This is a genomic window from uncultured Jatrophihabitans sp. (assembly GCF_964252635.1).
Lineage (GTDB): Bacteria > Actinomycetota > Actinomycetes > Mycobacteriales > Jatrophihabitantaceae > Jatrophihabitans.
The window spans coordinates 1-11,460 of the sequence record NZ_CAXUNP010000071.1; the positions used below are offsets into that span (position 1 = coordinate 1).

General features: G+C 75.1%; 9 protein-coding genes. 6 read left to right on the top strand and 3 right to left on the bottom strand.

Annotated features, from left to right (window positions below):
- Positions 1–39: 39 nt before the first annotated feature.
- Positions 40–807 carry a LysM peptidoglycan-binding domain-containing protein gene (locus ACFFCA_RS19115; RefSeq protein ID WP_375487753.1) on the bottom strand — a complete coding sequence of 256 codons (768 nt, stop codon included), beginning with the start codon at positions 805–807 and terminating at the stop codon, positions 40–42.
- 98 nt (positions 808–905) lie between these two features.
- Here ACFFCA_RS19115 and ACFFCA_RS19120 point away from each other — a divergent pair, with 98 nt between their 5' ends.
- Positions 906–1,463 carry a hypothetical protein gene (locus ACFFCA_RS19120; protein ID WP_375487756.1) on the top strand — a complete coding sequence of 186 codons (558 nt, stop codon included), beginning with the start codon at positions 906–908 and terminating at the stop codon, positions 1,461–1,463.
- Between the two features lie 5 nt (positions 1,464–1,468).
- Here the strand turns inward: ACFFCA_RS19120 and ACFFCA_RS19125 are convergent, their stop codons facing one another.
- Entirely contained in the window at positions 1,469–1,744 is a 276-nt protein-coding gene (locus tag ACFFCA_RS19125) for a helix-turn-helix domain-containing protein (RefSeq protein ID WP_375487758.1), read from the bottom strand.
- Positions 1,745–1,874: 130 nt separating this feature from the next.
- On the opposite strand from ACFFCA_RS19125, the gene ACFFCA_RS19130 reads away from it, so the two are divergent.
- From ACFFCA_RS19130 to pruA, 5 genes are all read left to right on the top strand, one after another.
- Positions 1,875–2,582 carry an SAF domain-containing protein gene (locus ACFFCA_RS19130; protein WP_375487760.1) on the top strand — a complete coding sequence of 236 codons (708 nt, stop codon included), beginning with the start codon at positions 1,875–1,877 and terminating at the stop codon, positions 2,580–2,582.
- Positions 2,579–3,904, top strand: coding sequence for a CpaE family protein (locus ACFFCA_RS19135; RefSeq protein ID WP_375487762.1), 1,326 nt, complete (start codon positions 2,579–2,581; stop codon positions 3,902–3,904). Before ACFFCA_RS19130 ends, ACFFCA_RS19135 begins: the two co-directional genes overlap by 4 nt.
- Positions 3,905–3,991: 87 nt before the next feature.
- A complete protein-coding gene (locus ACFFCA_RS19140; protein WP_375487764.1) occupies positions 3,992–5,503 on the top strand; it encodes a wax ester/triacylglycerol synthase family O-acyltransferase in 1,512 nt (503 codons plus the stop codon).
- Positions 5,500–5,997, top strand: coding sequence for a DUF6912 family protein (locus tag ACFFCA_RS19145; RefSeq protein ID WP_375487766.1), 498 nt, complete (start codon positions 5,500–5,502; stop codon positions 5,995–5,997). The genes ACFFCA_RS19140 and ACFFCA_RS19145 overlap by 4 nt, the downstream gene beginning before the upstream one ends.
- 32 nt (positions 5,998–6,029) lie before the next feature.
- Positions 6,030–7,658 (top strand): L-glutamate gamma-semialdehyde dehydrogenase, encoded by a 1,629-nt coding sequence (gene pruA / locus ACFFCA_RS19150; protein WP_375487768.1) that lies wholly within the window; start codon positions 6,030–6,032, stop codon positions 7,656–7,658.
- On the opposite strand, the gene ACFFCA_RS19155 is transcribed toward pruA, so the two are convergent.
- A complete protein-coding gene (locus ACFFCA_RS19155; RefSeq protein WP_375487770.1) occupies positions 7,606–11,436 on the bottom strand; it encodes an FtsK/SpoIIIE domain-containing protein in 3,831 nt (1,276 codons plus the stop codon). The genes pruA and ACFFCA_RS19155 overlap by 53 nt on opposite strands.
- Positions 11,437–11,460 lie beyond the last annotated feature (24 nt).

Genomic DNA, 11,460 nt, shown 5'->3' on the forward strand with positions numbered 1-11,460 from the left:
CGGCGGCGGTCTGCGGGGCGGCGGTCTTCAGGGCGGCGGTCACGGGGACTCCTCGGTGGGTGCGGGCGTGGGCAGGCGCAGGACCTGCCCGGGGTGGATGACCGACGGGTCGTCACCGACGACGCTGCGGTTCGCCGCGTAGATCCGGTGCCAGTAGTGGGCGACGTCGTCGGCCGCGGCGTTCGGTCCCAGGCGACGGGCGGCCAGCACCCACAAGGAGTCGCCGGACCGGACGTGTGCGCGGGCTCCCGATGCCTGCGGCGGGGCGTTCTCGTGGGTCGGCGCGCTGCTCGACGGCCAGGTGGGCGGCGTCACCGGCCCGGCGGGAGAGCTCACCGGCGCCGGCGCCGCTGACCGCCATGGGGCGGCCGCGACGTCGCCGAGCCAGCTCGACGCGGACGGGTGCATCCAGGTCGAGGTGACGGGGACACGGGTCGGCGCGGCGGGGTGCGTCGGGCCGGCCGCGTAGGCGGCAGGGACGGCCAGCAGACCCAACCCGGTCGAGCCCAGGATGACGCGCACCGCGACCCGGGGGAGCACCAGCCGGGCGCAGCGCAGGCAGACCCGTCCGACGGCACCGGGCAGCCGGGTGCCGACGCCGGCCAGGAGCCCCAGCGCGATCCAGAGCGCCGCCAGCCAGAGCAGGACCGAGCACAGCTGGCCGAGCGCCTCGTCGGGGCCCGCGTCCAGCCACCGGCCGGGGTGCGCCAGCCCGTGCACGGTCGCGTGCCACGGCGGGCGCACGCCGACCAGCACCGCCGCGTCGCCCAGGGCGAGGACGGTCAGCCGGGACCAGCAGCGCCGCACGTCTCTCCTTTCGTTTGCTTGTGTTTGTGTTTATATGCGCTCAGAAGAGACTGGTCAAGACGGTTTGCTGGATCCCGACGATCGGGCACGATGACCCCGTGCGCTGGGACCAGCTGTTCGCCGACCTGGAGGCGCAGGCTGCCGCGCTGGACCGGGCCGACCGGGCCGGCCAGGTCGATGAGCGCACGCGCGGCGAGGTCGGCGCGCTGGCCCTGCTCGACCGGCTGCGGGCCGCGATCGGTGCCCCGGTCCGGCTCCAGGTCGCAGGTGGGCTGGCCGTGGCCGGCACCGTGCACCGCGTCGGCCCCGACTGGGTGCTGCTCGACGAGGAGGGTGGTCGCGAGGCGGTGGTCGTGTCGGCCCGGCTCCTGCGCGTCCGCGGGCTCCCGCGCTACTCCGCGGTTCCGGGCTCGCTGGGCGTCGTCGAGTCCCGCCTGGGGTTGCGGCACGTCCTGCGCGGGATCGCGCGCGACCGGTCGTCGGTGCGGGTGCACCTCGTGGACGGGTCAGTGCTCGACGCGACGATCGATCGGGTCGGCGACGACTTCGTCGAGGTGGCGGCTCACCCGGCCGGCGAGGCGCGACGGCGCTCCGAGGTGCGCGAGATCGAGGCGGTTCCCCTCGCGGCCATCACCGTGGTGCGCCGGGGCGCGTGACCGGGTCAGGCGTCCGCGGAGTCGGCGCTGGTTCCCTCGGTGCTGGTTCCTTCGATGCTGTTTCCCTCGATGAAGGGATGCTCGGCGATGAAATCGCTGGTCTGCCGGTACATGCGCGAGATGTAGTCCTCGAGACGGTCACGCTCGACGCGCCACTGACCCCGTCCGCCGATCTTGATGGCGGCGAGCTCGTTGTTGCGCACGAGCGCGTACACCTGCGACTGCGAGATGTTGAGGACATCGGCGACGTCGGTCAGAGTCAGGAAGCGCGGTTCGCCCATAACGGCAGGGTTCGTCCTCTGTGGCAACGGGTGGATGGCAACAGGCCCAGTGTGTCAGGCGGGAGTCCGGGCCGGCGGCGCTGTCCACAGGCGATTCGCCGGGTGGGGACAAATCGGGCAGGATCTGCGTGTGGTCGCACCGTCTTCCGAGCCCCGGCGCATCGCGACGCCGCGCTGGCTCGACCTCCGCCTCGTCCTCGGGGTCGTGCTGGTCGTCGCGGCCGTGCTGATCGGCGCCACGGTCGTGTCGAGGGCGGGCGCCACTCACAAGCTCGTGGCCGCGCGGCACGACCTGGCCGCGGGCACGGTGCTGCACACCTCCGACCTCACCACCGTCGACGTGCAACTGCCCGCTGCCGGGCGGCGCGTCTACCTCGCCAAGGTCGGCTCGGCCGTCGGCAAGAAGCTCGACCGCGCCGTGTCCTCGGGCGAGCTAGTACCCGCGGCGGCCGTCGCGTCCGTGCGCCCGGGCACCACGGTCACCGTCCCGTTCGCCGCGGGCGCCGCGCCGGACCTGCGCACCGGAGAGCGGATCAAGGTGTGGGTGTCGTCCGCCAGCTGCGCGAGCGTGGTGCTGTTGCCCGACGTCACCGTGCAGAGCGTGCGCAAGGGCGACGGGTCGCTGTCCAGCACGTCCGACGGGCAGGACGTCGTGATCGCGGTCGACCCCGACCAGGCCGACCGCGTCATCTCCGCGCTGGCCATCGACGGTGCGCAGATCCGCGCCGGTGTCCTCGTCGGCACGGCACCCGCCGCGGCGCCCAGCTCTGCGGCGCCGTCCCCGGTGGCCGGCCAGCTGCCCAGCGACCTGACCGCCTGCGCCAGCACGGCCCGATGAGGCTGCCGGTCCTGTCGGTCGCCGACGGTGCGCCGTGGGAGGAGCGGCTGGTCAGCGCGCTCGAACGCAACGCCGCCGTCGAGATCGTGCGTCGCTGCGTCGATGTCGTCGACCTGCTGGCCGTCGCCGCGTCCGGCCAAGGGCGGGCCGCCCTGGTGGCCGCGTCGCTGCGGCGTCTGGACGCCGACGTGGTGGATCGCCTGCACGCCGCCGCGGTCGTCCCCGTCGGCGTCGTCGCGCGGGGGGACGACGCCGCCGAACAGCGGCTGCGCGCGCTGGGCATCGCCTACGTGCTGCCCGACGACGCCGACGCCGGCGTGGTCGTGTCCGTTCTCGGTGAGGCGGTGCGCGCGCTGACCGCCCCGCCCGACCCGCAGGGCACCTCGCGTCCGCTGCGCACCTACGCCGACCCGTCGACGTCGATGGCCATCCCGCCTGGCGAGGGCGCCCCGGTGGCCCCGGACGAGCCGGAACGGCGGGGCTCGGTGATCGCCGTGTGGGGCCCGACCGGGGCGCCGGGCCGCACCACGGTCGCCGTGAATCTCGCCGACGAGATTGCCCGGCTTGGCCCCGCCGCCCTGCTCGTGGACGCCGACGTCTACGGCGGCACGGTCGCCGCCGTGCTGGGGCTGCTCGACGAGTCACCCGGCCTGGCCGCCGCGTCCCGGCTCGCGTCCGCGCAGCGCGTCGATGCCGCCGCGCTCGCTGCCCTGTGCTGGCAGCTCGGGCCCCAGCTGCGCGTGCTCACCGGCATCCCGCTGGCCTCGCGCTGGCCCGAACTGCGCCCTGCCGCGGTCACATCCGCGCTCGCCGCGGCGCGGGCGCTGGCCGACTTCACCGTCGTCGACTGCGGCTTCTGCCTCGAGACCGACGAGGAGCTGTCCTTCGACACCGTGGCGCCGCGCCGAAACGGGGCCACGCTGGCCGTGCTCGACGACGCCGACCTCGTCGTCGCGGTCGGGTCGGCCGATCCCATCGGCATGCAGCGCCTGGTCCGCGGGCTCGGCGAGCTGCGCGACGCCGAGGTCGAAGCTCCGGTCTGGGTCGTCCTGAACCGCGTGCGCTCCGGAGTCGTCCCAGGCGATGCGGGAACCGAGCTGCGGGCGGCGCTCGAGCGCTTCGCCGGGCGCACCCCGGCCGCGCTGCTGCCGTCGGACCCCCGCGCGGTCGACACTGCGGTGGCCGCCGGCCGGCTGCTCAGCGAGTCGACGCCGAACAGCCCGCTGCGTACGGCCGTGCGCGAGCTGGCCGGCGCCGTCACCGGCGTCGGTGTCCCGTCCGGGCGGCGCCTCGGTCATCGTGCGCGGCGCGCCCGGCGGTGACGCGACGGCCCGTGCACGGCGGTCTGGGAGGATGGCGGCCTACCGGGTGACGACGCGGCGCACCGGAACCGTCCAGGAGGGGGTGCGATGACCGAGCGGATGACCTCGGCCGACGTCACCTTCCTGCACCGCGAGACCCGTACGGCACCCCAGCACGTGGGCGAGCTCGCCGTGTTCGCCGAGCCGCCCGACGGGTTCGACTACGACCGGCTGGTGCGCCTGCTCGAGGAGCGCATCTCGCTGGCCCCGCGGTACCGGCAGAAGGTCGTCACGGTGCCCGGCCATCTCGCCAACCCGCTGTGGGTCGACGACCCGAATTTCGACATCACCTATCACGTCCGGCGCTCGGCCCTGCCGCGACCGGGCACCGACGCGCAGCTGCTCGAGTTCTGCGCCCGCATCCAGTCGCGCCGCCTCGACCGCGCGCGCCCGCTCTGGGAGATGTACCTCGTGGAGGGTCTCTCCGGCGGCCGCGTCGCGATCGTCACCAAGACCCACGAGGCGATGATCGGCGAACCCGACGGCATCGACATCGCGCAGGTGATCCTCGACGCCGCACCCGCGCCGCGGCGCACCGTCGAGGCGATCTGGATGCCGGGTTCGGAACCCGGTGCGGTCGAGCTCGTGCGTGACGCGGTGGTGGAGCTGGCCCGTCGGCCGATCGCCCTCGCCGACACCGCACGGGCCGCGGCGCGTGACGTGGGCACGACGGTGTCGCGGGTCGGTGCCCTGGCCGGCGGCGTGGTCTCGCTCGGCACGGCGCTGCTGCGCCCGTCCACCCCGTCGCCGCTGTCGGTCGAACTGGGCGAGCAACGACGCCTCGCCGTCGCCCGCACCTCGTTGCAGGATTACCGCCTGGTGCGCGACGCGTTCGGCGGAACCGTGAACGACGCCATGCTCGCCGTCGTGTCCGGTGCACTGCGCGGCTGGCTGCTGTCCCGCGCGGCGCCGATGCGCGCGGCGACGTCCGTGCGCGCGCTCGTGCCGGTGAGCGTCACCGACGGCCGGCTCACCCCGTCCGCCGAGGGTGGCGATCCCGGGGACGGCGCCTCGCAGGACGGGCCGCGGCCCAGCACCGTCCGCCCACTGCTCGTCGACCTGCCGGTGGGCGAGCCGGATCCCGTGCTGCGACTGGCTCAGCTGCGCTACGCGATGGCCACCCACGGCAACTCGGGACGCGCCGTGGGCGCCGGGACGTTGGCGTCGTTGAGCGGTTTCGCCCCACCGACGTTGCACGTGCTCGGCGCGCGGGCGACCGCCGGACTGACCCGGCGCATGTTCGGCCTGGTGGTCACGAACGTGCCTGGGCCGCAGGTCCCCCTCTACGCGGCCGGAGCCCGGATGACCGAGACGTTCCCGATCGTGCCGCTGAGCCCGGGCCAGGCGCTGTCGATCGCGGTCAGCTCCTACGACGGCGGGGTGTACTACGGCGTCAACGCCGACCGCGACGCCGTTCCCGACGTCGCCGTGCTGGCGGAGCTGGTGGAGGAGTCGCTGGCCGAGCTGGTCACGGCCGCGGGTGGCGGCCCCGAGGCGCAGCTGACCGCCGGCGGCCCGGCCGGCCGTCGCAGGCCCCGGACGCGGGAGCGACCGTCATGAGGGTGTACCTGCCGGCGACGTCGACGGTGCTAGCCCACCTCGTCGAGCGAGGTGAGATCGGGCCGGCTCCGCTGACCGGTTTCGCCGTCACGCCCGGGTTGCGCGAGTGGTACGTCGACGACGACCCGGACGAGCTCGAGTACGCCGCGATGACCGAGGCCGCCCGGGCCTCGCTGCGGCTGCTCGACGCCGACCTCGGTGCAGCGAGACGCCGGGTGGTGGCCGCGGTCGAGGTGGCCGAGGCCGCCGTCACCGTCCGCGACGACCGCGACCGCGGTGTCGTGGAGTTGCCTGCCCCGGTGCCGATGTCGGCGGTGGCGTCGGTGCACGTCGACGACGCCGACGCCGAGGCCACCGTGACGGCCGCGGCCGACGCCATGCTGGCCGCCGACCTCGGGGACGGCGCCGCGCAGGAACTCGTCGACGACGCCGAGGGCTTCGAGCTCTCCTGGTACGCCAACCAGGAGGTCGCCCACCTGCTGGGCGAGCTCTGACCCGCTCCCGCAGCGCGTGGCACGATCGGGTGATGGACGCCGTCACCTCCCCGCCCCCGCCGCGCAACGAAGCGCAGCGCTCCTACGCCCCGGACACCGCCGAACGGGCCAGCCTCCAGGCGGCCCTCGCCGAGCTGTCCGGTGACGCCGCCGAGCTGACCATGACCGTCGGCGGCACCCGGCGGATGGCGGGCGGCGAACGCATCGCGGTGCGCGCCCCGCACCGGCACGAGCTCGTGCTGGGCGAGACGGCCGACGCGACCGCCGCGGACGTCGAGGCCGCCATCGATGCCTCCCTGAAGGCCGCGCCGGCGTGGCGGGACATGCCTTTCGACGAGCGCGCGGCGGTGTTCCTCCGCGCCGCCGACCTGCTCTCGACGACGTGGCGCGACCGGCTCAACGCCGCCACCATGCTGGGGCAGTCCAAGAGCGCCCGGCAGGCCGAGATCGACGCGGCCTGCGAGCTGGCCGACTTCCTGCGCTACAACGTGCACTTCGCCCGCGAGCTGCTCGAGCAGCAGCCGGTCAGCTCGCCGCTGACGTGGAACCGGATGGACTACCGGCCGCTCGAGGGTTTCGTGCTGGCCATCACCCCGTTCAACTTCACCGCGATCGCCGGCAACCTGCCGTCCGCGCCGGCGTTGATGGGCAACGTCGTGGTTTGGAAGCCCTCGCCCACCCAGCAGGTGGCCGCGCACCACACCATGCAATTGTTCGAGGCCGCCGGGCTGCCCGACGGCGTGATCAACATGGTCACCGGCAACGGCGCCGCGGTCAGCGAGGTGGCCCTGCCGCACCCGGCCCTGGCCGGGGTGCATTTCACCGGCTCCACCGCGACCTTCCAGCACCTGTGGCGTGAGGTCGCCACCCGGATCGGCTCGTATGCGACCTATCCCCGGCTGGTGGGCGAGACCGGGGGCAAGGACTTCGTCGTCGCCCACCCGAGCGCCGACCCGGCCGCCCTGGTGACCGGATTGGTGCGGGGTGCGTTCGAGTACCAGGGCCAGAAGTGTTCGGCGGCGTCCCGGGCGTACGTGCCGCGCTCGCTGTGGCAGGGCGGGGTCCGTGACGAGTTGGTGGCCGTCACCGAGTCGCTGGCCTACGGCGACGTCGCGGACTTCTCGAACTTCGGCGGCGCGGTGATCGACCGGCGGGCCTTCGACCGGCTGCGTGGTGTGCTCGACCGCCTGCACGCGGACCCGGACGCCTCCGTGCTGGCCGGCGGCAAGGCGGACGACTCCGAGGGCTGGTTCGTCCGCCCGACGGTGGTCGAGGGCAGTGACCCGGCGGCGGCGATGTTCCGCGAGGAGTACTTCGGGCCGGTCCTGGCCGTGCACGTGTTCGACGACGACCAGTGGGCACCGACGTTGGCGCAGCTGGAGTCGGTGTCGCCGTACGCCCTGACCGGCGCGGTGTTCGCCCGCGACCGGGCGGCGGTGCTGCAGGCCCAGGACGCGCTGCGTTTCGCCGCCGGCAACTTCTACGTCAACGACAAGCCGACCGGCGCGGTGGTGGGGCAGCAGCCCTTCGGCGGCGCGCGGGCGTCGGGCACGAACGACAAGGCCGGCTCGATCTGGAACCTGACCCGGTGGATGTCGCCGCGCGCGATCAAGGAGACGTTCGTGTCGGACGTCGATCACCGCTACCCCCACATGGACTGAGCGACGCCGGCTCGGCGTACGCGACCTGGATCGGGACGACGGCCGACGCGGCGCTCGTGCCGATCCGCCAGGCCGGGTCGCCGACGAGCCGGCCGCGCCCGGGCGGGTCGACAGCCCGGGCGCGGGGCAGCGTGACCCCGAACAGCTCGCCGTCGACGGGACCGGGCCGCAGCACGATGCCGCTCCGGCTGCGGCGCAGTTCGGCGGCCAGACCCCGGTAGGCCAGCGCGAGCTCGTCGGGACGGCCGGAGGCCAGGACCGACACCTGGCCGCCCGGCCGCCGGACCCAGGAGTGCAGGACGTCGCCGACGTCGGTGTCGAGGAAGGCGTCGACGTCGTCGACGAGCAGCAGGGTGGGCGCGACGGGCTCGGGCGGGGTGGCCGCGCCAGGATCGACGCGACGGACGCCCACCCGCTCGGCGAGCCCGGCCAGCGGCGAGCGCGACGTGGCCGCCACCAGCGCCGGACAGCCCAGCCGCACCGCCTCGACCAGCGCGATCGCGAGCAGGGCCGAGCGACCGGACCGCGGCGGCCCGCACACCAGCCATCGTCGCGGCCCGTCGAACGGGTCGAGGGTGACCGGGGCCGCGCCGTCACCGCCGAGCCCGATGCGGATCCGGTGGCCGGGCGGCCCGACCCGGTCCAGGGACACCACGTGGGGCAACGGCCGAACCCGCAGCCGGTCCGGCGGCGCGGCCCGCGTCGTGCCGGCCAGCCCGCCGACCTCGGCGCGCAGCGCATCGCCCACGCTCTGCTCGGTGCCCCGGCCGGGCACCGCAATCTGGAACTCGACGCCGTCCTCGGCGCGGACGCCGCGGCCGGGCGGGAACGCGACCGGCACGTCACGCGCGGCGATGCCGAGCGCCCCGTAGTCCGTGACGTCGCCGAGACGCAGCGCGAGCCTCCGGCCGAACGCGCCGCTGAAGCGCGGCGCGGCCAACGACCGGTCACCGGCCACGACCACCGCCACCGACCCGGGGGCTCGTAGCAGGGCGGTCAACCGTTGTTCCGCGCCGAGGGCGGCAGCGTCGCCGATGGCTGCCACCAGCACGTCCCACCCGTCGACGAGCAGCAGGTGGCTGCGTGTGCCCGTCTGCGCGAGCAGCCGTTCCAGCAGCGTGTCGACGAGGTCGAGATCGCCCGGCCCGAGGCAGGTGGCAACGTGCGGCAACCCGCCGACCAGGCCGAGCAGATCACCGCGGGCGTCGACCAGGTGGATCTCCACCTCGTGCACGTCGCGCGTCCGCGCGGCGGCGAGCGCGACCGACGCGAGGGCGGTGGTGCGTCCCGACCGCCCGGTTCCGAGCACCAGCACGGACTCGGGCGCGTCGAGATCCACGCCCATGTCCGGCTGGCACTGACGGTCCGGTACGTCGGTGCGGGCGAACGCGCCGGGCCCGAGCATCGCGGTGGACACGAGGTCGGGCAGCGGCGGCAGCCAGGGACTGCGGACGCGCGGCCGGGAGGTCGCGACGGCCGCGCCCGCGACCGCGGCCACGATGTCGCCCAGCCCGCGGTCGACATCTGCGCCGTCGCGAGCCCCGCCGCGGCGCGCATCGAGCGCCGTGACCCGGGGCGCGTCGGACGGCGGTGCCGTGACCACCGGCCGGGCGGCCTGGAACGTCCGCAACCCAACGCCGTCGCGCAGCACGGCCCGGCCCGGTGTCGACGGCGTGATGGACGCTGCGTCGTCGGTGCCGATCACGTCGACCGATTCACCGGGGTCGGTGACCCGCAACGCGATGCGCAGGCTGGTGTTGGCGCGGATCTGCGGCGAGACCACGGACCCGGGCCGCTGGGTGGCGAGCACCAGATGGATACCGAGCGAGCGGCCGCGCTGGGCGATGCCCACCAGGCCCGGGACGAAGTCGGGCAGCTCCTCGGCGAGCGTCGCGAACTCGTCGACGACGATCACGAGGCGACCGAGGGGGCTCGGGGGTGACGCCGCCCGGTAGGCGGCCAGGTCGGCGGCTCCGGCGTCGCGCAGCAGCAGCTCGCGGCGGCGGACCTCGGCGTCCAGCGACCGTAGGGCCCGGGCGGTGAGGTGCGGGTCGAGGTCGGTGACCAGACCGGCGGTGTGCGGCAGGGCGGCGCACTCGGCGAACGCGGCCCCGCCCTTGTAGTCGACCAGCAGCACCGCGAGCTCCTCCGGCGGGTGCCGCAGGCACAGGCCGGCGACGAGGCTGCGCAGCAGTTCCGACTTCCCCGCGCCGGTGGTGCCCGCCACGAGGACGTGCGGGCCGTCGGCCTCGAGGTCGATCTCGAGCGTCCCGCCCGCGGTGCGCCCGAGCACGGTGTCGGCGCGCCCGGTGCTGCGTGACCAGGCCTCGGCGACGGTCGCCGCGTCGACGTCGGCGAACCCGAGCAGGCCGGTCAGTGAGCACTGCGCGGGCAACCGTTCCGCGTCGCGGGCACGGGCGTCGACCAGCGGCGCCAGGCTGCGCGCCAGCTGCTCCGCCCACCCGACCGACACCGTGTCGGTGACGAGGTCGTTCACGAGGTCAGGCACGAGGGCGGCGCCGAGGTCACCCACCCGCCCGCGGCCGTCGGTCGAGACCTCGACGGTCGTGCACCCGCTCGGCAGGGCGGCCGGGTCGACCGAGGACCACACCGCGGTCACGCCCACCGCGGCACCGCGCGCGACGAGGTCGAGAACGGCGGGAGCCACGGGCGTGTCGGCGACCAGGACGACGGCCGGGCCGCGCGCATCGGACCTTGCCTCGAGCCCGGTGTCCGCAACGCTGGGCACGGACCGGCGTCGCAACCGGTGCCGGATCTCGGAACCGAGCTGCTCGACGGCCCGTGCCTGCTCGTCAGGGGTGGCGGCGAGGCGGACGTGCGGCAGCCAGCGGGCCCAGGCCCAGGCCTCGTCGTCGGTGAGGATCACGATCGTCAGCTCGTCGGGGGAGTGATGGACCGCCAGCTGGGCCACCCACCACCGCGCCGTTCCGCCGCGGGCGCCGGACGGCCCGCTGACGCCGAGCGGGCGGTCGCGGAGATCGGCGACGACGGGCACGGCGTGCACCACGCCGGCCGGTCGCTCCCCGGCGTCGTCGCGGACACGGGTGCGCGACGCCTGCGTCCCGCACCCGACCCGCACCGTCAGCCAGTCGTCGTCCCCGGGCCGTCGCGCCCAGACGCCCACGCCCGGCAGCCCGGCGACCTGCGCCACGGTGGCCGGGTCGGGGAACTCGGCAAGTCGGGTCGCGGTCTCGGCGGCGAGCAGGTCGTCGACCCGCTGCCCGGCGACCGTGACCGCGCGCCGGAACCCCGGTGCCGCGCGCCGACCCACCCGCCACCCGTGCCAGCGGTCACCCAGCGCGGTGGCCACCACCATCAGCGGGGACAGCAACCCGAACAGCAGGAACACCGTCGAGCCGGTCGCCCAGGCGAGGCCACACGCGGCGAGCGCAGGTACCAGGGCGGCGAGCCACTGGACCGGGTGCGGGCGTTCGCGCCCGGGAGGTGAGGGCAGCACGACCAGCTCGTCGCACATCACGTCGGTGGCCCCGGACACGGCCACCGACATGTCGCAGTTGAAGGTGACCGCCCCGGCCCGCAGCGTGGGGCGCAGCACCGGTGGGACCCGGCCCGGGTTGAGCACGTTGCCACCCGGTCGGTCCAGCGGCAGCGACAGGCAGAACACGATGCCGTCCCGGACCTCGGCGATGCCCTTGCGGACCTGCTCCGGGCCGACCAGGTTGAGCCGTCCCCACCGGTCGTCCGGCCCGAAGTCGCCCCAGGTCGAGCCGTCCGGTCGAACCCGCCAGCGCGTCATCCCACCGATTGTGCAGGGCCGGGG